Raw genomic sequence first — 23,828 nt, forward strand, 5'->3', positions numbered from 1 at the left:
AAATGTGATCGGGGTGCCGTATGTCTATTTTTAAAAAACAGGAATCGTATTGGGCAAGCCGATTTGAAGATGAGGATCATCTTGTTCATTTGCCTTATTGCAAGACAACCTCCAAACATACAGACGATACGCAGCACCAGAATGATATATATAAGTCTTTGTCAGCCGATGTTTCATATAAAATCAAGTCCATGTCGCGAAATGCTCCTATGGCGATATATACGATCTTATTAACGGGAGTTCAGTGTTTGTTATATAAATACACGAATGAAACCAAGATGATTATTGGCATACCAACGATGGAAGAAAAGAACAATGATCTATCGCTCTCGAATAAGGTTCTTGTCTTAAAAAATAATATCAATCATGCGATGTCATTCAAGTCCTTATTTAATCAAGTGAAGACCAGTTTAACCGAAGCCATTCAGCATCAACGAATTCCTTTCAGAAAAATGGTTGAACATCTAAATGTTCAATATGATTCGAACCATGTCCCATTAATTCATACCTTGGTTTCGTTGAATGAAATTCATCCCACCCTTGATGAAAATCATGTAAAAGCGGCGACAATGTTCCACTTTGATCTGGAGAACGACTCCATTCAGTTAAGATTAGTTTATGATGACGATCGTTATGATCGCGATTATATGGTTCAAATTGTAGAACATCTTGACCAATTGTTTTCCGTTGTGCTGAACCAACCTGATCTGGAGCTAAGTCAAGTTGATATGCTATCAGAGTTTCATCGAAACAAGCTGTTATATGACTTTAACGATACAAGGGTTGGGTATCCACAGAACAAAACGATGCATCAATTATTTGAAGAACAGGTGGAACGAACACCGGACCATCCGGCAGTCGTATTTGAGAATAGACAGTTAACGTACAGAGAGTTAAATCAAAAATCCAACCAATTGGCCCGATTGCTTCAAGCTAAGGGGGTGCAGGCGGGTCAGTTCGTTGGCATTATGGCAGAACGCTCACTTGAGATGATCATAGGTCTATTCGGTATTCTAAAAGCTGGCGGGGCATATGTCCCAATCGATCCGGAATATCCGGCAGACCGTATTCACTATATCCTTGAGGATTCAAAAGTGGCTTGGTTGCTGCATCAAAGTCATATACAGAAGCCGGAACATTATGCAGGGACATGTGTCATTCTGGATTCTGAAGTAAATCACCATGATGATCATTTAAATTTGGAAGATGGAGCGATCTCCAGTGATTTGGCATACATGATCTACACGTCTGGAACAACAGGTCATCCCAAAGGCGTAATGATTGAACATGCCAGCATTGTGAATTCCCTGCAATGGAAGTCGGATTTTTATCATTTTACCGGAGATGATCGGGTATTAATGCTGAATCCTTTCGTTTTTGATTCATTTATTACTCATTTCTTTGGTCCGATGATATCTGGCTCGACAGTGTATTTGTTAAACCAGCAACAGTGTAAAGATGCTATAGCCATCAATACGATGGTCAAAAAACAGCAAATCACGCACATCCAAAGTCCACCCAGTTTCTTGATGACCCTATTGGAACAAGTAAGCGCGGAAGATTGGGCATCCATGAAAAATGTGGTGGCTGCGGGAGAGAAGATTGTTCCTGCCTTAATACACAAATTGCAGCGCATCAATCCACGCATCGAAGTGTGTAATGAATACGGTCCAACCGAAAATAGTGTTGTATCCACAGTTCTGTCGATCAAGTCGGCAGATCAAAATATCTCAATCGGGAAGCCTATTGCGAACAATAGAGTCTACATTTTAGGAGAACGGAATGAATTGCAGCCTATTGGAGTTCAGGGAGAATTATGTGTAGCCGGAGCAGGGCTATCCAGAGGTTACTTGAACCGTCCAGATCTGATGGCGGAGAAATTCGTGGATAATCCATTTGTTTCGGGAGAAAAAATGTACAAGACGGGTGACTTCGCAAGATGGCTGCCCGATGGGAACATAGAGTATATAGGAAGGGTAGATCATCAAGAGAAAATTCGTGGACACCGGATTGAACTTGGTGAAGTGGAGACGGCTCTTCTAAATAGTACCCAGATAAAAGAGGTCATCGTCATAGCCAGAGAAGATGAAACGGGAACCAAACAATTATGTGCGTACCTGGTAGGAGAGGATGCAATCACGATCGGGGAACTGCGGGAGGCGCTGTCCCAGCAGCTGCCAAACTACATGATTCCGTCCTATTTTGTACAGCTGGATCAGATGCCGCTCACGTCCAACGGGAAAATAGATCGCAAAGCGCTGCCTGCTCCCAAAGAACATATGTTGAAGGGCATGGAGTACGAAGCACCCCGAACGATGGTGGAACAACAACTTGTATCGATCTGGGAAGAGGTACTTGGGGTAGAGAACATTGGGATTTTGGATAATTTCTTCGAGCTTGGAGGAGATTCGATTAAATCCATTCAAGTCTCTTCAAGATTATATCAAGCAGGTTACCAGGTGCAGATGGATCATCTGTTTAAAAATCCAACCATAGCAAGCTTGATTCCCTATGTTCAACCTATAAGTACCCTGTCAGAACAGGGAATCATCACTGGAAAAGTGATGCTGACTCCAATCCAGCATTGGTTTTTTGGGCAATACAAGGTGGACGCCCATCATTATAATCAGTCCGTGATGCTGTATCGGAAAGAAGGTTTTCACGAAGCCACACTTCGCTGTGTATTCGATAAACTGAGTGAGCATCATGATGCACTTCGTACGGCATATCGCCTTACAGAACAGGGTTATGAAGCGTGGAATGAAGGGCAGGAAAAGGACCCCTTATATACACTTGAAGTGATGGACTTCAAGTCATTAGCAGATCCGTCTCAAGAAATCGAGAAGAAGGCAAATGAAATGCAAAGCACGTTCACTTTGGAACGTGGGCCCTTGATGAAGCTGGGCGTATTCCGATGTGCAGACGGAGATCATTTACTAATCGTTATTCATCATCTAGTCATCGACGGAGTTTCATGGCGAATTTTGATCGAAGACCTATCGAGGGGCTATGAACAATTAAGTGATGGAGAATCGATTCAACTACCGCAAAAAACGGCTTCATTCCAATTATGGGCAGAACAGCTCCAGTTGTATGCGAACAGTGATGCGATAACGCAAGAGATTGCATATTGGAATGAAATTGAAAAAGCAACCTATAAGCCGTTACCTACAGATTTCGAAGCGGATCATGCACTCGAAAAAGACAGTGAAGAGATCACGATGGAATGGTCAGCGGCAGAAACGGAGCAATTATTAAAACAAGCGAATCGTGCTTATAAAACGGAGATTAGCGATTTGCTGCTCCATGCATTAGGCATGTCTATTCACCAATGGACAGGCATGGATAAAGTGCTGGTCAATCTGGAGGGACATGGAAGAGAACAAATTTTACCGGATCTCGATATTACACGAACGATTGGATGGTTTACTAGCCAGTATCCGGTTGTACTTGATATGGAAGCAAGTTCTAATATGTCTTTTCTCATCAAAACAAACAAAGAAATGATTCGTCAAATCCCTAAAAAAGGGATTGGTTATGGTATTTTACGATATTTAAGTGCACATCAGCAAGAAACGCCCTTTACCTTGAATCCTGAAATTAGTTTTAACTATTTGGGTCAATTTGATCAGGATCTTCAGAATAGTGGGATGCAGATCTCTCCCTATCCAGGCGGAACAACAGCAAGCGACAATCACAGAAGAAATGTTCTGATCGATATGAATGCCTTAATTGTGGAAGGCAAATTGACGTTGTCACTTCGGTATAGTCGCACCCAATATCAAAAAGAAACGATGGAGCGAGTGGCAACATATTTTAGAGATCATCTGCAAGAAATCGTGATGCATTGTGTGACAAAAGAGAAGCCGGAATGTACACCAAGTGATCTAACGTTAAAAGGAATTACGATTGAAGAATTAGAAGGATTTGTTCAAGAATCGGAACACATTGGTGAAATCGAAGATATATATGCTTTGTCACCGATGCAAAATGGAATGTTCTTTCATCATCTGCTTCATTCAAAGTCTGAAGCGTATTTCCTTCAAACCACGCTGGATCTTCATGGTTCGTTAGACGTGGAAGCTTTTACGAAGAGTCTGGATCAGTTGATGCAGCGTAATTCGATTCTCAGAACGAATTTCCACAGCAAATGGAAGAATGGACCTCTGCAAGTGGTATACCGTCATAAACGGAATGGGCTTATATACGAAGATTTGCGTGAGATGAATGAAAAAGATCGTAAAGCATACGTGGCAGACTATACAAGAGCAGATAAAATAAAAGGTTTCGACCTGTCTCAGGATGTGTTAATGCGTATCTCGATCTTGCAAACGCAAGACCAAACCTATCGTTTCATTTGGAATTATCATCATATTTTGATGGATGGCTGGTGCCTGTCTCTTGTAATCCAGGAGTTGTTTGATGGATATTTTACTATTCAGGAACAACGAAAACTGGAGGCAAAGAGTACGATTCCATACAAACACTATATTGAATGGCTGGACAACCAAGATCATGAAGAGTCCCTGAAATACTGGCGTGACTATTTGCAAGGTTATGATGAGCAGACCACTTTGCCAAAAGAACATTCAATTACGAAGAGTGATGAATATCATTCAGAGCATATGATTTGTACACTTAGTCAGGAATTAACCGGACAAATCGCACAAGTGGCCAGTCAGAATCAGGTGACGCTGAATACGTTTATGCAAACAGCCTGGGGAATGTTACTACAGATATATAACGGCAGTGAGGATGTTGTATTCGGAAGCGTGGTGTCGGGCAGACCTGCGGCGATTGTTGGAGTTGAGCGAATCATTGGTTTATTCATCAATACCATTCCTGTACGCGTTCAGACTCAAGGTAACGAGACATTTGCAGCGATTATGAAGCGGAATCAGGAACATGCTGTCGCTTCGCATCCACATGACACGTATCCGTTATACGAGATTCAAGCGGAAACATCGCAAAAGCAAAATTTGATTGATCATATCCTGATATTCGAGAATTATCCTGTACAGGGCATTATGGAACAGTTTGGGGATCAGGAAGAGACAGCTCTTCGGATTACGAATGTAGAAGCAGATGAACAAACGAACTATGATTTTAACCTGATTATTAAACCAGGCCAATCCATGAAATGTATGTTCTATTACAATGCTAACGTCTATGATCGGGCAAGCGTAGAACGCATTCAAGGTCACTTGATTCAGATGTTGGAGCAAGTGGTCAACAATCCGCTTATCCCTATCCATGACATTGACTTGACTACAACACAGGAGAAAAAACAAATTTTGGAACATTTTAATGATTCTATGGCTAAATACCCAATGGACAAGACGATTCATGGACTGTTTGAGGAACAAGTGACAAGAACTCCTGAACACGTTGCGGTTGTATTCGAGGATCAACATTTGACCTATCAAGCGCTGAACGAGAAAGCCAACCAATTGGCAAGAACGTTGAAGGCTAAAGGCATTCAAAATGATCAGTTAATCGGGATCATCGCTGATCGTTCGCTAGACATGGTTGTAGGAATCCTTGCGATTTTGAAAGCGGGTGGCGCATACGTGCCGATTGATCCTGAATATCCGGAGGATCGTGTAAACTACATGCTTGAGGATTCGGGTGTACATGTATTATTAATGCAAAGTCATTTGCAAGAACGCATCTCTTTTGCAGGAGAGGTCGTTTACCTGGATCAACCTGAGTCCTATCATGAAGATCATTCGAACTTGGGAGTTACTGCTACACCAACAGGCTTGGCCTACGTGATCTATACTTCAGGAACGACAGGTAAACCGAAAGGTACGTGTATTGCACATAAAAATGTGGTGCGATTGTTGTTCAACAGTAAAAATTTGTTTGATTTTAAGGCATCAGATACATGGACACTGTTCCATTCCTTTTGTTTTGATTTTTCGGTATGGGAGATGTACGGGGCATTGCTATATGGCGGAAAACTGGTTATCGTACCTCAAATGACGGCAAAAAGTCCGGAACAATTTCTACAATTGTTAAAAAACGAGCAAGTGACGATCTTGAATCAAACGCCAACGTACTTCTATCATCTTCTTCAGGAAGAACTGGCAAGTCATACAGCAGATCTGAAATTAAGAAAAGTGATTTTTGGAGGAGAAGCCCTCAATCCAATGTTATTGAAGGACTGGAAGCTGAAATATCCATTTATCCAGTTAATTAATATGTATGGGATAACCGAAACAACGGTTCATGTAACGTATAAGGAAATAACCGACATTGAAATACATGCTGGAAAGAGCAATATTGGAAAACCAATCCCGACGTTGCAAACCTATATTTTGGATCAACATCAACGGATTCAACCGATCGGTGTTCAGGGAGAATTAGTTGTAGCAGGTGAAGGGCTTGCCAGAGGATATCTGAACCGACCTGATTTAACCGCAGAGAAATTTGTGGAGCATCCCTGGATTACAGAAGGGAAAATGTATCGCTCAGGAGATGCCGCGAGATGGCTGCCGGATGGAAATATTGAATATCTGGGACGAATCGATCATCAAGTAAAAATTCGCGGTTACCGAATTGAGCTTGGCGAAGTGGAAACTGCGCTTTTGAAAATAGACTTCATTCGGGAAGCGGTCGTTATTGCCCGTGAAAATGAAGATGGTTCGAAGCAGTTGTGTGCATATTGGAAAGGCGACAGCTCACTGACAGCGAAGAAAATCAGAATGGCATTATCTCATGAAATTCCGGATTATATGATCCCGTCTTATTTTGTTCACTTAGAGCATATACCGTTAACTTCCAATGGAAAGGTTGACCGAAAGGCATTACCTTCTCCACAAGAACGTATGCAAAAAGGTACCGAGTATGTGGCGCCACAAAACGCTGTAGAACAAGCGATCGTCTCTGCCTGGGAAGCTGTTCTTGGTGTTCAAAAGGTTAGCACATCAGATCATTTCTTTGAACTCGGCGGTGATTCGATTAAATGTATTCAAGTTTCCTCACGACTGCTTCAAGCAGGGTATAAAGTGGAAATGAAGCATTTCTTCACCTATCCGACAGTAGCAGAGTTGAGTGAACACGTTACATCGGTGAGCACTATTTCTGACCAAAGGGAAGTTACGGGACAAGTGATGATGACACCTGTTCAGCGCTGGTTCTTTGATCAAAATATGGTGGACGCACATCATTACAATCAGGAAATGATGTTCTTTCGTGAAAAAGGGTTTGATGTCCGCTTTATTCACAGCATCATGGATAAGATCGTTAAACAGCATGATGCTCTACGTATCCTTTATCGACAAGCGCCTGAAGGCGGATATGAAGCGTGGAATCGAGGGGCAGACGAAGAAGGATTATACAGCCTTGAAATCGTTGACCTCAAAACAGAGGCAGATCCTGCATCGTTCATTGAAAATAAAGCAAAAGAAATTCAGAGTGGTATGGATCTGTCTCACGGACCTTTGATCAAACTTGGGTTGTTCCAATGTGCTGAAGGGGATCACCTGCTTATTGCCATTCATCATTTGTTGGTAGACGGGGTATCATGGCGTATTTTATATGAAGATATTCAGACAGGGCAAGACCAGTTCTTAAGAGGTGAAGAAATTCGGCTACCTCAAAAAACGACCTCGTTTAAACAATGGGCAGAACAATTGTCTACGTTTGGAGACAGCCCGGCGATGAAGCAAGAGAATCCATACTGGAGTCGTGTGGAGCAGGCTCAGCTAAGCCCGCTGCCTAAAGATATGGATTGTGATGAGACGATTGGCAAAGATAGTGAAACGATCACCATTCATTGGACAGCAGCGGAAACCGAGCTTTTATTAAAGCAAACACATCATGCGTACCATACGGAAATTAATGATATATTGCTAACGGCATTAGGAATGGCTGTTCATGATTGGACAGGCATGGGAGAAATCCTTGTAAATCTGGAAGGGCATGGTAGAGAAGACATCCTGCCGGAGCTGGACATTACGCGTACAGTGGGATGGTTTACGAGTATGTACCCCGTTATGATTACGATGGAGTCCGGGGCTGACTTATCAAGGAAGATTAAGACCGTCAAGGAAGGACTGCGCCAGATCCCAACCAAGGGCATTGGCTACGGGATTTCGAGGTATTTGTCACATGGAAATGAAGGAATCAAGTTAGAGAAAAATCCCGAAATTAGTTTCAACTATATGGGACAGGTGAATCAGGATTCGGGCCAAGATGGCATTAAATTCTCGCATTATTCCAGCGGGCCATCCGTAAGTGAAAACAACAAGAGACCATTTGTGCTTAATATCAATGGCATTGTTACAGAGGGTCGGTTGTCGCTGTCCATTAACTATAGTTCAAAACAATATCGCCGGGAAACGATGGAGCAATTGGCTTGTCTCTATAAGGAAGGTCTTAATAGAGTCGTTGAACATTGTGTAACGAAGGAACAAACCGAGCTTACGCCAAGTGATTTTTCATGCAAGTCATTAACCATTGATCAATTGGATCAAATCGTGGAACAAACTGGGCACATCGGTCGAATCGAAAATGTGTACCCACTTACACCATTACAGAAGGAAATGTTGTACGAAAGTGAACGGAATCCAATTTCGGGCGCTTACTTTGTACAAATCATGTTTGATATGCGTGGAGATTTTGATGTTACTTCTTTTGCGCAAAGTTTGGATCAATTAATGCAAAGGCATGCGATATTAAGAACGAATTTTTACAGTGATTTCGTGGATATCCCTCTTCAAATCGTGTATCAAGAGAAGAAATTTGAATTTCACTATGAAGATGTAGCTGGCACAAGTGAGCTGCAACGTAAAACGTATGTTGACGAGTATATCGAGCAGGACAAGGCAAGAGGATTTGACTTACAACGAGATTCGCTAATACGTATGTCTGTTTTACGAACAAAGCATGAGGAATACCGCGTCATATGGAGTTTTCACCATATTTTGATGGACGGCTGGTGTATGTCTCTGGTAAGCAAAGAAATATTTGAGAATTACTTTGCGATTCGGGAGAATAGAAAGCCTCAAGTGACTCTATTAACACCTTATAGTCAATTCATTGAATGGTTGGAACAGCAAAATCATCAAGGTGCAATAACCTATTGGAGTCATTACTTGGATGGTTATGAGGGGCAAACGAAACTGCCTGGAGAAAAAATCAAACCGAAACATGAAAGACAGGATTCCAGAACACTAAACTGTTATTTGGATGATGTACTAATCGAGCAAATGAAACAGATTGCAGAACAGCAGCATGTAACGCTCCATACGTTAGTGCAGACGGTCTGGGGTGTATTGTTGCAGCAATACAATGAAAGCAACGATGTTGTATTCGGAAGTGTTGTATCGGGCAGACCACCTGTCATTCCTGGGATCGAAAGTATGATTGGATTATTTATTAATGCGATTCCTGTTCGTATCCAGGCTCAGGCCGATGAGTCATTTATATCTCTAATGAAAAGGAATCAGGCACAAGCTGTGGAGTCACATGCATATGATACGTATTCGTTATATGATATTCAAAATCTGACCAAGCAAAAACAATCTCTGATTAACCATGTTGTTGTGTATCAGAACTTCCCGGTAGATCATCGAATGGAGAGTTTGGGTCAAAAAGGCGAAATACCGCTTGAGATTATGAATGTTGGGGGTACAGAACACAATAGTTTTGATTTTACTTTGATCGTCAAGCCTCATGAAAAGATGAAGATCATATTGATGTACAATGCCAATGTGTATGACTTATCTAACGTTGAACAGATTCAAAAACACTTTATTTCCATGATTCAACAGGTGGTAAGTAACCCGGAAGTTAAAATAAACGAACTTGCATTGATTACGTCGAACAGTTATTAATGCACAAGTAAAAAAACGATCCAATCGACGAAATAACGTCTCTGTGATTCGTTACACCACAGACCTGGGGTGGTGTGATTGAATGGAATGGATTTCCGTATACATTTTGATCGACCTTTTAACAATTCCTCCCTTCTAACCGATATATAATAAGTACATCTATGTAATCAGAAAGTGAAAGGAGTGAAAAACATGGATATTGCAGCATTATCAATGGCAATGAGCCAAGCTTCGGTCGTACAGTCGGCAAGCTTGCAAGTGATGTCGATTACGAAAGACATGGCACAGCAGCAAGGCCAGCAGATGACGGAAATGTTGAAGTCTGTGCCTGCTCCTCATCCCAATCTGGGTAGAAGTCTCGATCTTTCGGTTTAGTTGAAATTACAGCATGTGTTCTTATGTAACACCCATTGCAGCAAGCAAAACCCAAACAGCTCCAATTCAAATGAATTGAAGCCGTTTGGGTTGTTTTATTTTAAATACTCATTCCGAAATTACGATCTTTTTATTATGATCTTCTCAGCGAAACTTTGACAAACTTGGCAATCTGCCTTCAAAGGGCAGTGTGTCCTTCAATGTCCATAACTCATCGTAACTGGAAATCTGAAGATCGGCTTTGGACAAGTCCTGGTTGCCTGATCCCGGATTGCGATATCCGATACAGCGCATGCCTGCACTTTTGGCGGCCTGAACACCATTGCGTGAGTCCTCGATCACCAGACAATTCGAAGGGGATGCACCAATCATTTCAGCTGTGGTCAGGAAAATATCTGGTGCCGGCTTGCCATTCGTAACTTCCTCACCTGTCATTCGCACCTCAAAGTATTGTCCAAGTCCGGTTTTGTCCATGATCAGATCAATCAGTGCACGTGGAGAGGAAGAAGCAACGGCTATTGGTACGTGTTGATCATGCAGCCAGCTTAACCAGCGTTCCACGGAAGGCATGGCCGTCAGATTCGGGTGGGCAAGCATGGTTTGCATCACATTATGCTGATGATAAGCAAATATTTCTTCCAGCGTAGCTGTCAGCTGATGTTTGTCCAATACTTGCTGCCACATGGATTCCAGCGTAACTCCAACATAGGTATGATGTTCTTCATCAGTCACCCTTGTTCCAAAATGGGCAAAAGAGCTGCGCTCAATCTCGAAATAAATCGGTTCACTGTCAATCAGTACACCATCCATGTCAAAAATGACCGCTTGAATGATGTCATCATTGGGCGCTCCCAGTCCGTTAGATTCTTTGTTTGCTGCCATGTTGTATTCCTCCTCCAGGATTGTGTAAACATATGTCTAATGTAATCCATTCATGGTTAACCTTCCACTTTAGAAACTGGAACCGCTGGATTGCAGTACAACTTTAATGGCATGTGAAGAAGCTTGAAGTGTGCGTCCCTGAATATCGCAGCCAAGTGTGCGGAATGCCTCTTCGTAATCCTCCAACGGGAAGGAGTGGGTGATGATTTTTTTTGCCGGAATAATCCCTTGTTCAATCATATAATGTGCGGTAGCGAATGTCCCCAGAGAGTCGATGGAACCAATAATTTTCAGACTGCGGTCCACAACTTCCTTGGGATTGAAGGATGTGTTTCCATCTCTCAGACCAACCAGCATCAGATAGCCGCCACTGGCGAGCTGGGAAAGCACTTGTGTGCCCACAACACCTGTTGTATCCACGATCATATCGACCTGATGGGTTGCGGGTGACAGCGATTCTATTGCATTTTCGAAGGATGAATGAACTTCCCAACGTTCAGGTGCAATGGAACCAGCAATGGCTAAGCGTTCCTCAGAGATGTCGACCAGACAGCCTGTGACCCCTTTGGAAGCGAGCGCGTAGCTGTACAGAATGCCAATCGGGCCTGCTCCGAGGATGATCGTTCTGAAATTCGGCAGTAAATGAATCTGATTAATCCCCGTCAGCATACAGCTGAGTGGTTCCGTCAAAGTCGCTTCCTCATAGCTCACATGATCCTTCAATTTGTACAAAAAGCGATCCTCGGTCACATAATAATCTGTAAATGTTCCGTCAGCACTCACACCTGTCTCGGTAACAGACTTGTGTGTGCAATGATTTTGTCTACCTGTTCTGCACATGTCACATTGTCCGCAATAGTAGGTAGGATCGATCACAACACGGTCGCCCGGTTGTAATGTCGTTACCGCAGATCCAACATCAATGACTTCCCCGGCAGACTCATGACCGAGAATGACAGAAGGAACCGCATGATATTTGCCGCTTACAATACCGAGATCGGTACCACATACACCTGTCGCCCGAATACGAACCAACACCTGATTATCTCTCGTGATTTCTGGAACAGGCCGTTCCTCAAGCGCCACATCCCAAGCCGATTTGTATACCAATGCAAGCATGATATAACCTCCTTATAATTATATAAAAATATAAATATAGCGATTCATCTTAAAACAGTTTCTGACAAGATACGAAAGTAGTGAAGGGGACGAAATCGATTCTGAAGAAGCGGAGCGTTCGCCTTTATCAAAGGATTTTTCCCTCGTAAAAGGGAATTCAAGAAAATCCGTGGATAACAGCGATCATAAGAACGATTCGTAACCGGAACGCCCACTTCGAACAGTTGAATTGAAATGTTTTAATGAACGCTGGCAAGCACCGAATCCAGCCGCTCCACAATCTCAACCAGTTCGTCTTCGGTTGTGGTAAGGGAAGGCCGGACCTTAACCACGTTGCCGAAGCCATATCTTGAACTTCTCAAGATTAGATGCTCATCTGTAAAAGCGCGGTCAACAATGGCATTGGTTTTTAGCATATCCGGCTCATTACCGTCACCTACAATCTCCAACCCCCACATTAACCCGACACCACGAGCTTCCCCGATACTTGGGTATTTTATAGCCAATTCATGCAGCAATTCACCCAGAATTTCACCTTTGCGTTTCACGGCATCCAGAAATCCAGGTTCAGATACCACCTCCAGGGTGGATTTGGCAGCGGTTACGGAGATCAGATTGCTTCCTGAGGTGAAGGAGTGTTCATGCTTTTCGAGCACATTCAATCGGGATTGCATTAATACAGCAGCAACAGGTACGCCAATTCCGCCAAGACCTTTGGCAAGAGTAATCATATCAGGCTGGATATCAAACAGTTCGCTGGCAAACATGGTTCCGGTACGACCGATTCCTGTCTGTACTTCGTCAGCAATGAGAATAATATTGTACTCATCACACAGTTTACGCAGTCGTTTGAAATATCCGGCGGGAGGGATGATATTGCCTCCATTCCCGAGAATGGGTTCAATAATCATACAGGCGACTGAGCCGGAACTTGCATATTCTATCGCATCAGATATAGCTTCAACACATTGATAGCCGCAGTCTCCATTTGAGGATTTGAATGGGCAACGATAACAGTATGGGGCAGGTACATGGACAGCGTTAGCCACAGCCGAATTGGGGAAGCGTTTCCGCCGGAAGGCATTCCCCGAAATCCCGGTGGCAAATTGGGTCTGCCCATGATGGGACAGATACAGGCTGATGATGTCTGTCGATTCGGTATACTTCTGTGCAATTTTGGTTGCACATTCGTTGGCAGTTGAACCAGTAATATCCCGCATCCATCCGGCATTAATGTCGTTTGGAGCATATTCGATTAAGTGATCAAGTACTTCATTTACGTACGGTTCGGTGAAGGAGGAAGACATATGCGTCAGATTGCCGACTTGTTCCTGAATTTTGCTGACAACATGTGGGTGATTATAGCCCAGTGACAGATTGAACGTGCCCGACACGCCATCCAGGTATTCAACACCTGAATCGTCAATCAACTTAATCCCTTTTCCGGCTATGAAGCGGTTGTTGGTTAAAGTTTGCATACGATTTCCTCCAATATAATGGTGTACTAGCTCGAACGAAGCTCAACAATCCCGGATGATGCGGGCATCACCTCCCTTAAGAAACGATGTTTACATTTCCTTGCTATGTTGTGCGAGAGCAGCACGTACTGCATTATTTTTTACAGTCCATAGATGAGAGACCATCAAAGTAACAAGCAAGATCAGACAGAATCCGGCCAAAATCCAGATCGTATTCACGACAGGCCATGTACTCATACTCCATCCAGTCACATACTGCAAGATGGCACCTCCAATACCACCCGATGCGATCAGGATACTGGTTGTCCGCTCGGTCATACCGGGAATGAGCACATTTGCGTAGACCAGTGCGATACAGAACAGCCCTGACATGAACAGACCGGTTCCGAAGATGAGCACATACGTTGCCCACTGTCCAGTTACAAATACCATAGCGACCGTAAACAAAAGCGTGCCAACCGTACTCCAGATCAGGAAAGGCATATAGTTGACGGATTCGGCTATTTTTCCGGAGAAAAGACGACCGATGATCATCGCAATCCACAGGATGGAGACACTCAGCGATGCGACAGATTCCTGAAGTTGCAGTCGTTCTACGAGTATGGAGGGCAGGAAGTTCATCAATCCCAATTCCAATCCCATGTAGATGAAAAAGAAGATGACGAAGATCGTCAGCAGACCCAGATGTTTTCTCGAATATTGGGCTTTACCTGCTGCATGTGCCACTGTATTCTCGCCAGCCTGTTCCAGATAAAGTGCGGCTGGCCGGGGCATAGTGATCCACAGCAGCATGAGAACCAGTGACAACACGGCCACCGTATAAAAAGTAAGATGCCACAGATCCATCCAGATGAATAAAGCGGCAACAGCCGGGATGAGAAGTGCTCCAAGAGCAAAGAAGACATCCAGCTTGGACATGGCGACCGCCTTTTGATTCTCAGTGAATTCGATTGTGAATGCACCTACAGAGGGTTCGATGATACCTGAACCGAAGCCTACGATAATCGTGAGAAGGAGAACCACAGGCCAGGAGGGCAAAAAACCGAGTAATGTATAAGCGGCTACAATACAGATCAGGGCAAGGGTCAGCATAGCTTTTCTTCCGATACGGGCTGTCAGGGCAGGAGCTACAATTACACCGACAAGAAATCCAAGAAACTGCAGAAGAAAACAATAAAAATCCGCCATCACTGTAACCGCGTTCATAATGTGACAATAAAACAGGGAGAAGTGCACCGAGCACAACGCTGGTTATGCCGATTAACAGATAAAAACCGCAGCTTAGAGCGAATATTCTTTTCAAAAGCCCGCCTCCTAGTTGGATAAAAATTTTATATTATGTAATTAATGTTTATTTCATATATAACTTATACCATAAATGCACAAATGTACATGCTTTTTATTGTAAAATAATGTTAAGTTTTGAAGGTTGGAAATATTTATTGTGTTATATTTTTTTCTAAAACGATTTCGTGTCGAAAGGATAAATATGATCCAATCCATATGACCTTTTAACAGGGTTTGGCATCTGTATTGATCGATAATAGTAAAACGTGCATATATAAAAAAACGTTCCCTGTCTGAGTATACGGGAAACGTTTTGATTAGCCGTTTTATATGATGATACCTGACTTCCACGTATCGCTATTAAGCAGTCTGTACAAAGAAAATTCCATCGAATGGTGCGTGAACAGACGCCGGACCACTTCGCAAAAATAAATAACCGTTTGCATCGGGAAGACCCAATATATCCCGATAAGGCTCAGGAAAATCTCCGGAATATATTTGACACACCAGTTGATGTTCCTCTAGCAAATGGTCAATTCCTTTCACACCGTTTGGTAAAGTGGGAGAGAAAAATGAGAATGCAGGGAATGCAGGGAATGCCTGATCGTCTAACTCCATTTCAATCAAACGTACGCCGCTTAACGGAATGGGTGGAACGGGACATACGGAAGTGAGTGGATGCGAAGATACCGAGACATAAGTGCACCCGGCGAGAATATTCTCGTTCCATTCCAGCTCATCCCCCGTATAGGTTACCTGATCCAGAAAGTATTCGGAGGCGGAGTAGGTTGAGAAGACCGAGATATATTTATCTTGTGGTAAGGAAGGGATATGGACCTGCTGTGAAAGTGTATTGCAATTAATGGAGAACAGATGTAATAAAGGCTGCCCCTCAGGGTTGAGCGGCCAGTCGGAAACGTATGCCATTTCTCCGCCAATCCACATGCCAGAGTCTTGGTTTGGATCATCGGGGTCAACTGTAATTCGAGTAACTTTGTACATGAGAAACTCCCTCCAGAGTGTATTTTGGCATTCCTATGTAATGTTGTATGTGTTTTTATATAACAATTCATTGCTTCGTTTTAGTATAAATGAGATGATGTGGAATGAAAATCAGTACAAGGTGCTAACTCATTGCACAAAGCGAATGAACGTACCAGCACTCTAAGAACCAGTGGCAATACTATAGATGAGAAGTGGTGACACATGTTAATTAACAAATACATAAGTGAAACGGGATTCTGCTCCCGCAGGGAAACGAACCGTTTAATTGCAACTGGACGCATAACGATCAATGGCAGGGTATGTGAAAAAGGGGCGGAAGTTGAACCTCACGATGTGGTACTCATTGATGGGAAGCAGATTCCTCGTAATGACAGCGAACCTGTCTACATTGCTTTGAACAAACCCATTGGTATTGTCTGCACAGCAGCAGAACATGTGGAGGGGAACATCATTCAATATATGAATTATCCTTCTCGCATATTTGCGATAGGCAGGCTGGATAAGGCATCTGAGGGGTTGATTTTGCTTACGAATGACGGAGGCATTGTGAACAAGATGATGCGTTCAGAGCATAATCATGATAAAGAATATGTAGTGACTGTAGACAAACCCATAACCGACGAATTTGTAAAGTCCATGTCTGATGGCGTTGAAATTCTGGATGTGGTGACCAAGCCCTGCGAAGTGTACAGGCAAAGTGACAATGTATTTCGTATTATTCTGACACAGGGTCTCAATCTGCAGATCCGGAGAATGTGCAAAGCCTTGGGGTACCGAGTCCTGAAGCTGGAGCGCGTGCGAATTATGAATATTACGCTGGATCAACTGGAGCGGGGGCAATGGCGTCATCTGGAGCAAGAGGAACTGGAGATTCTGCTGTGTCAATTGAATGAGATAAAATGAATGACTTCTGTTCATGTCAACGGTGGTCAACCACGATGTCCAGTTATATCAGTAAAAAATGAAGCAAACACTAACCCCTATGCGGATTAGTGTTTTTGTTGTTAAGCTTGTGTCCTTTTCGCTCTGAAATGTAAGAGCCAAATAGGGTTAAGAACGCACCGAGTACAATCACCCAGGTTATCTGCTCTTGAAGAATCAGTGCAGATGACACAACAGTAATGACAGGCACCAGATAGATATATACGCTCGTTTTGATAGCTCCGAGAAGATTCACGGCCCGGTTCCAGGTCACGAAACACAACGCGGAGGCACCCAGACCGAGGTAGAGAATATTGGAGAGATTGGTCATGTTCGTGAAGCGTCCGAGTTCCCAATGGAATTCAAACAGGAATAGAGCTGGAAGCATGAAGATCAGGCCATAGAAAAACACTTTGCGAGTCGCACCAATGGTGTGATAACAAAGCTCGCCAATTTTTCGCATTAACACAGAGTAGATCGCCCATACCGCAGGTGCGATGAAAGCAAGCAGATCACCTATCGGATTCAGTTGCAGAATGAAACTGCCATTTAGTGCGATGAGTAGGATGCCGCTCAAGGCAATCCCGAATCCGATAATAAAGCGGCGAGTTAACTTCTCACCATCTAAGAAGAAATGTGCGAGCACGGCAGTGAAGAACGGGGCAATGGAGACAATAACACCCACGTTGGAAGCAGTTGTATACACCAGTGCAATATTTTCAATGAGAAAATATAGAGTTACTCCACATATTCCTGCTCCGATAAATAACCATTCTTCTCTGAATGAGGCGGTCCGCAGTGAACGCGGATAGATCAGTACGAGTACCACATACCCGATCAGAAAGCGAAAAAATAAAATTTCTACAGGAGTAAAGTCAATCAGCAGAACCTTCGTTGAGACAAACGTAGTCCCCCAGACTAAGATGGTAAACAAAGCGAGCAAATGTCCGGTAGATACCTTGGTATTATGATGACTCGTCATATGATGTGATCGGTGTTTCGTTTCGGCTCGGTATCATGATTGAAGATACGTCTATATTGCTTGGGTGTCAGGCCGATCAGTTTTTTGAAAAAATTCGTGAAATGGCTCTGGTCACTGAATCCTGTCTGTGCGGCTACTTCAATCGGAAGCAGGCCTTGTTCCAGCAGACGTTTGGCTTGATTTATGCGAATCGTTTCCAGGTAGCGGTAAGGTGATATCCCTTTCTGGCGAGTGAATAAACGCAGCAGGTGGTACTTGCTCATCTCCGTCAAATCGGCTAACTCGTTCAGCGAGATGCTCTCCATATAATGAGCTTCTATGTAATCACATATGCGTCTGATCTCTGTGGTCACATCCTGTGTGGAAACAGGTGGTTCAGCATCTGAATAATCTCGCAGCAATTGATCCAGTAGTAAGAGTAACAATTCTTCTTTGCAAAAATCGGATTGCTCCTCTAGAATCATCTGATGCAGCTCGTGCAGGGAACCTACAAGTTCACTTTGATAGAGAACGGGGGATGTAAACCGTGGCAAGTAAGCTTGTCCAGTAATCTCTCTCGCATACTCTCGCATAACCTCAGGCTGGACATTGATACAGCGATAATCGAGGGTTCTTCCATCGACCTGTTCGCAGGCATGTGGATCATGTGGATTAAAGACAATCATATCTCCACTATTCAGAACATATTCTTCGTTGTTGCAGACGAGGTGTCGCTTGCCTTGCTCAATGAATCCAATGACATAATAGTCATGAAAATGATTGGGAAACTTCTGCATAATGCCTTCAAATTGATAAGCTTCTAGCTGTAGATCAGTATCAAATACAACAGTTCGTACTTCCCGAGCCATGATGCACCTTCTTTCTTGTATGTTAACGTCATTATAGGATGCAAAGAAGGAATTTTCTTGAATGATATTGCTATTGCTCGAAGTGTCTGATCGGACAGATATCTCCAAAAACAAAATACCCGCTATCCCGGAGGGAAAGCGAGCCCTTTGTTTAGTATAGTTGATTCATAAGTGCAAGCCTATATTTTATGGGAGAAAAAATGTCTGGAACAATAAGTAATTGTTCTTAGTGTAACGTAGCGAGTGCTTCAGGTGTAAAAGCCTGAATCTCGGATACGCGGCCTTCGAGTATTTTGGCAGCCCATGCCGGATCACCAAGGAGTGCACGTCCCACAGCTACCAGATCAAATTCCTGTTGCTCATATCGCTTCATGAGTTCGCCCATACCTGGATGTGTTGTTTTATCTGCTCCTGCTTCAGGCTCATCTGGCATACCCACAGAACCAACGGTAATTGTGGTTCGGCCACTCAGTTTTCTTACCCAACCTGCAAATCCAAGCTCAGATCCTTCGAACTCGGGCTCCCAGAAGCGTCGTGTCGAGCAGTGAAAGATATCTACACCTGCGTCAACTAACAAACGAAGGAATTGTTCCAATTGTTCGGGGGTGTCGAACAGTCTGGCTTGATAATCATTCATCTTCCATTGGGAAATCCGCATCGCAATAGGAAAATCAGGACCTACCGCAGCACGAACTGCCATTACAAGTTCAACCGCGAATTGAGTTCGTTTCTGAAGGTCACCGCCATAGCGGTCCGTTCTCCTATTCGTTGTTTTCCAGAAAAACTGATCGATCAGAAAACCGTGTGCACCGTGAAGCTCAATTCCGTCAAAACCGATACGTTGCGCATTAACTGCTGCATCAGTATAAGCTTGAATCACAGTTGCGATCTCTGTCTCCGTCATAGGTGCACCTACTTGAGTACCTTCCATATCAACTCCCGATGGACTTAGTGATGCAGCTTCCGGGTGTGGGTTAGATCCTGAAGGACGAACGATTCCCATGTGTAAAATCTGCGGAAAAATCTTGCCGCCGGCTTCATGGACTTGTTCGACCACTTCAGCCCAGCCTTGAAGAGCTGCTTCTCCATACATATGAGGGATTCTAGGCTCACTTGATGCAGATGGATGCTCAATGGTCGCACCTTCTGTAATAATGAGTCCAACACCATGCTCGGCACGCCGACGATAATATGCGGCTACATCGGGGCCCGGGACACCATCCGGGGAGAAGGCACGAGCCATGGGGGACATGACGATGCGCGAGGACAGGGTTAATTTTTGATCAGTGTATGGTTGGAACAGAAACTCCGTAGAAATAACGTTATGTTGTTGATTACTCAAACTAAGCACCTCCATTATTATGCACCTTCAAGCGGGTACGAGTGCAATCTTAACAAGGTGTATAGGCATGCTCAACCAACAATCGGAGCATTTTGTTGCTTAAGCGAAAGACACTGATTATTGTATGGTGTCTCTGCACTTACTTTCACTTGTTGAACAAATAACACTTATCTATAATGAAGGAGTCTAACCAAATATTTTGTGTACAAGGAGGATTGGGACATGTCTGGTGTATTGTCTCCAAACTCGAACGATCCGCGTGTAATTCGCACGCGTCAATTAATTCTGGATGCGTTTTTAAACCAATTGAATCTTAAAAATTTCAACAGCATTACAATTCAAAACATTACGGAACAAGCCACAATTAACAGGGCTACATTCTATGCCCATTTTCAGGATAAATATGCACTGCTTGAAGCCTTGTTATCGGATGCTTTTATGGAATATGTAACGAAAAGGGTGGACCCGGATGCCCGGTTATCAGCCGAAACCATACAGCAGCTTATATTTTCATTATGTGATTATCACGTCTCAAGTAATGGATGCATCAAAAAATATGAGACGGTTGCACCAATTATTGAAGAGAACATCAAGACTCAACTGGAGCAATTCCTTCTTGAATTAATGAGCAAAGTAGCGGGGGATGTAGATCCCAAAACGCTGAAAATTACTGCAACTATGCTAAGCTGGTCGATCTATGGAATGACGTATCGATGGAATATTGAAGGCGGGCAGGAATCCCCGGCTGAATTAGCCAACAGAGTGGTCCCCTATATGATGGGTGGATTGGAATTGTTGAATTGACTTCATTTAACGAAATTGCATTATTATTCAAATGGACATAGGAGGAATAACAAGATGTTTGAACATTTGGTTGTTTTTAAATTTAACGATAAAACCACGCTAGACAAACAGCAGGAATGGGTGAATCAATTACTCGCGTTACAGGAACAAATCCCGGGGATTGTCGGGCTGACCGCAGGAATCAATGCAACGGAAGAAACGGACCGTATTCAAGGTTACACGATTGGCTTGCGAGTGACGTTTGAAGATCAGGAGGCATTGCGCGCCTATGGTCCACATCCTGCTCATCAGGCATTCGTAGCTTCCCTCGAAGGTTGGGTGGAAGATGTAATTGTAGTTGATTATGCGATATAAAGGCGCAAAATTAGAGGTTTAACGAATATAGGAGTTGAAGATTCCCATGTGTTTAATTTTATTTGCTTACAACATGCATCCAAAGTATCCGCTTATATTGGGATCAAATAGGGATGAATTCTATCACAGACCTACGGCTCAAGCACACTATTGGGAAGACCATCCTCATATACTGGCTGGCCGGGATTTGTCGAAAATGGGAACCTGGATGGGCGTAACCACAGAGGGGCGTCTGGCTGCTGTCACGAATTATCGTGATCCGAATGAAGAGGTACATGCCAAAGGCTCAAGAGGAGATCTGGTTGCTGATTTTTTAAAGGGAACGTCCACACCTGAGCAATATATGCAACATGCGGAGCAAAGCCAAAATGATTATCCCGGTTACAATTTGTTAGTGGGTGATCCTGACGACCTCTATTATTATTCTAATGTAGGTAATGTTGTGATGAAGTTGAAACCGGGAATATACGGGATTAGTAATCACTTGATCAATACAGATTGGCCCAAGGTAAAACGTGGAAAAGAAGGGCTGGAGAAAGTCATCCAAGGGGAGGACGAAGCTACCCTGACAGAAGAAATATTAGGTTTGCTGCAAATGGCAGATCCTTCAGTGGATGAGCTTCTCCCCCATACAGGTGTTCCATTGGAATGGGAACGTTTACTTTCTCCCATCTTCGTTAAAAGTGAAAAATTTGACTATGGGACCAGAGCTTCATCCGTTGTTCTGATGAATAGAGAAGAAGTGTTTTTTACGGAGATGGTTCACCAGAACGGAGAAGTAATGGAGCAACGTTTTAACATCAAGCTTCTCAACTGACAAGCTGAGAATATGAAAGAAGTGATGTTGAGAAATATGCATTAACATGAATCAATGAAGTTACATCCCACGTTCATGTTTCATTGCTTCTGAGTGTAAAGAGCACTTTCGTTTTTTTTTTTTTTTGTCAACTAATATAACGCGATATAATCGGTATGAGAGTACCTTTTGTATAACACGCCCAATTTTAGTTAGGCTCTTTATCTCTGATCACAATTCTATGTTATGAATCATGGAACTTCCCTGAATAGTTTATATAATGTGAATCAACATAACATGATTTTGCAGCGGTTCTGTTGATTCTAATTTCAGGGGGGCAACGTGGGATGAAAGAAACCAAAAAGATGAGAGTTTTTTCACTGGGGATTCAGCACGTACTCGCGATGTATGCGGGAGCGATTCTGGTGCCTTTGCTTGTGGGCAGAGCACTAAATCTGACTGCAGAGCAGTTGGCGTATCTGGTATCCATCGACCTGTTAACGTGTGGGATTGCCACATGGCTTCAGGCACGAAAAGGGAAGTACTTGGGGATTGGTTTGCCAGCGGTGCTCGGAAGTTCTTTTGTAGCGGTGACACCGATGATTGCGATTGGATCACAATACGGCATTCCTGCCATATATGGGTCGATCATCGCAGCGGGGTTATTTATCGTCATCTTTGCCGTATTTTTTAGCAAAATCGTCAAATTGTTTCCGCCAGTCGTGATCGGTACAGTGGTAACCATTATCGGTCTTGCGCTAATCCCAACCGGCATTAAAAACATGGCGGGTGGAGCAAACAGTGAGAATTTCGGAAGTTTGGATAATTTGGCGCTTTCATTTGGTGTATTACTTTTTATTCTAATCCTGAATCGATATGCTCGCGGGTTTGTTAAATCCCTGGCTGTTCTCCTTGGTATTATCGTGGGAACCCTCATCGCAGCCATCATGGGAAAAGTGAATTTTGCCTCTGTACAGGAAGCCTCCTGGTTCCATTTACCTCAACCCTTTTACTTTGGATGGCCTACCTTCGAAATCGGCCCAATCATTACAATGATTATTGTAGGTACGGTGGTTATCATCGAATCAACAGGTGTATTTATGGCTTTGAGCAAAATCTGTGATCAACCGATCAACGAAAACGATCTGGCACGGGGATATCGTGCAGAAGGTCTCGCGTTTGTCCTTGGCGGCATATTCAAGCTTTTCCATACAATACATTTGCACAGAATGTTGGTTTGGTTCAGCTCTCCAAAGTGAAAACGACCAATGTTGTTGTTGCAGCCGGAGGTATTCTGGTCTTTCTGGGGCTCATTCCGAAGGTAGCTGCTTTTGCAACCATTATTCCAAGTGCTGTCCTCGGGGGAGCGACTGTTGTCCTGTTCGGAATGGTTGTTTCATCCGGGATCAAAATGCTGCAAAACGTCGACTTTGGCAAACAATCCAATCTATTGATTGTGGCTTGCTCCGTTTCACTTGGGCTCGGTGTTACTGCTGTACCCGACCTGTTTGCCCAGCTTCCTCAAAGTATTCGGATTATTGTTAGCGATGGTATTATTACGGGAAGCCTGTCAGCGATCCTGCTTAATGTCTTCTTTAACCTTGCTTTGAAAAAAGAGAGCTTGCCAGTACAGCCAGTACAGACTCAAGAAGCACACACGTAATCCTTGTAATAATAGACGTGTCATCTGGTAGTAAGTGGAATGGATCCAAGATGGTTTTCTGGGAAGTGGAATGCAAGACAATGATTCCACTTGGCAAAGAAACCTCTTGGATTTTTTGGTGCTTACGATT

The 23,828-nt window shown here is 43.4% G+C and carries 14 protein-coding genes and 1 pseudogene; 7 read left to right on the forward strand and 8 right to left on the reverse strand.

Translation table 11 applies throughout. The features are described from left to right. The first annotated feature begins 20 nt into the window (after window positions 1–20). Together QF049_RS04580 and QF049_RS04585 are read left to right on the forward strand one after the other, a co-directional pair. Window positions 21–9,842 (forward strand): non-ribosomal peptide synthetase, encoded by a 9,822-nt coding sequence (locus QF049_RS04580; protein WP_307535179.1) that lies wholly within the window; start codon window positions 21–23, stop codon window positions 9,840–9,842. A gap of 192 nt (window positions 9,843–10,034) precedes the next feature. Further along, window positions 10,035–10,217: a YjfB family protein gene (locus tag QF049_RS04585; protein WP_091020566.1), complete on the forward strand. Its 183-nt coding sequence runs from the start codon at window positions 10,035–10,037 to the stop codon at window positions 10,215–10,217. Window positions 10,218–10,361: 144 nt separating this feature from the next. Here the strand turns inward: QF049_RS04585 and QF049_RS04590 are convergent, their stop codons facing one another. From QF049_RS04590 to QF049_RS04610, 5 genes are all read right to left on the reverse strand, one after another. Beyond that, the gene (locus QF049_RS04590; RefSeq protein WP_307535182.1) at window positions 10,362–11,099 is read right to left on the reverse strand and encodes an HAD family hydrolase; all 738 of its coding nucleotides are present in this window, start codon (window positions 11,097–11,099) and stop codon (window positions 10,362–10,364) included. Window positions 11,100–11,168: 69 nt separating this feature from the next. Then, window positions 11,169–12,218 carry a zinc-dependent alcohol dehydrogenase gene (locus QF049_RS04595; RefSeq protein ID WP_307535185.1) on the reverse strand — a complete coding sequence of 350 codons (1,050 nt, stop codon included), beginning with the start codon at window positions 12,216–12,218 and terminating at the stop codon, window positions 11,169–11,171. Window positions 12,219–12,457: 239 nt separating this feature from the next. Next, the gene (locus QF049_RS04600; RefSeq protein ID WP_307535187.1) at window positions 12,458–13,696 is read right to left on the reverse strand and encodes an aspartate aminotransferase family protein; all 1,239 of its coding nucleotides are present in this window, start codon (window positions 13,694–13,696) and stop codon (window positions 12,458–12,460) included. Window positions 13,697–13,786: 90 nt separating this feature from the next. After that, window positions 13,787–14,902, reverse strand: coding sequence for an MFS transporter (locus QF049_RS04605; RefSeq protein WP_307535189.1), 1,116 nt, complete (start codon window positions 14,900–14,902; stop codon window positions 13,787–13,789). A 441-nt stretch (window positions 14,903–15,343) separates the two neighbouring features. Continuing rightward, the gene (locus QF049_RS04610) at window positions 15,344–15,985 is read right to left on the reverse strand and encodes a DUF1963 domain-containing protein (RefSeq protein WP_307535192.1); all 642 of its coding nucleotides are present in this window, start codon (window positions 15,983–15,985) and stop codon (window positions 15,344–15,346) included. Window positions 15,986–16,189: 204 nt separating this feature from the next. Between QF049_RS04610 and QF049_RS04615 the strand changes: the two genes are divergently transcribed. Then, window positions 16,190–16,891, forward strand: coding sequence for a pseudouridine synthase (locus tag QF049_RS04615; protein ID WP_307535194.1), 702 nt, complete (start codon window positions 16,190–16,192; stop codon window positions 16,889–16,891). 70 nt (window positions 16,892–16,961) lie between these two features. On the opposite strand, the gene QF049_RS04620 is transcribed toward QF049_RS04615, so the two are convergent. The 3 genes from QF049_RS04620 to QF049_RS04630 form a co-directional block, all read right to left on the reverse strand. Beyond that, window positions 16,962–17,891: a DMT family transporter gene (locus QF049_RS04620; protein WP_307535196.1), complete on the reverse strand. Its 930-nt coding sequence runs from the start codon at window positions 17,889–17,891 to the stop codon at window positions 16,962–16,964. Further along, the gene (locus QF049_RS04625; protein WP_307535198.1) at window positions 17,888–18,739 is read right to left on the reverse strand and encodes an AraC family ligand binding domain-containing protein; all 852 of its coding nucleotides are present in this window, start codon (window positions 18,737–18,739) and stop codon (window positions 17,888–17,890) included. Before QF049_RS04625 ends, QF049_RS04620 begins: the two co-directional genes overlap by 4 nt. A gap of 226 nt (window positions 18,740–18,965) precedes the next feature. After that, window positions 18,966–20,081 (reverse strand): NADH:flavin oxidoreductase, encoded by a 1,116-nt coding sequence (locus QF049_RS04630; protein ID WP_307535200.1) that lies wholly within the window; start codon window positions 20,079–20,081, stop codon window positions 18,966–18,968. A gap of 222 nt (window positions 20,082–20,303) precedes the next feature. Between QF049_RS04630 and QF049_RS04635 the strand changes: the two genes are divergently transcribed. The 4 genes and pseudogenes from QF049_RS04635 (at window position 20,304) to QF049_RS04650 (ending at window position 23,698) form a co-directional block, all read left to right on the forward strand. Next, entirely contained in the window at window positions 20,304–20,885 is a 582-nt protein-coding gene (locus QF049_RS04635; RefSeq protein ID WP_076317587.1) for a TetR/AcrR family transcriptional regulator, read from the forward strand. A 54-nt stretch (window positions 20,886–20,939) separates the two neighbouring features. Further along, window positions 20,940–21,239, forward strand: a complete 300-nt coding sequence (locus QF049_RS04640) for a Dabb family protein (protein WP_307535203.1) — start codon at window positions 20,940–20,942, stop codon at window positions 21,237–21,239. 46 nt (window positions 21,240–21,285) lie between these two features. Then, window positions 21,286–22,056, forward strand: coding sequence for an NRDE family protein (locus QF049_RS04645; protein WP_307535205.1), 771 nt, complete (start codon window positions 21,286–21,288; stop codon window positions 22,054–22,056). Window positions 22,057–22,382: 326 nt separating this feature from the next. After that, a pseudogene (locus QF049_RS04650) lies at window positions 22,383–23,698 on the forward strand (nucleobase:cation symporter-2 family protein). The last annotated feature ends 130 nt before the right edge of the window (window positions 23,699–23,828 follow it).

Source organism: Paenibacillus sp. W4I10 (genome assembly GCF_030816325.1).
Classification (GTDB): domain Bacteria; phylum Bacillota; class Bacilli; order Paenibacillales; family Paenibacillaceae; genus Paenibacillus; species Paenibacillus amylolyticus_B.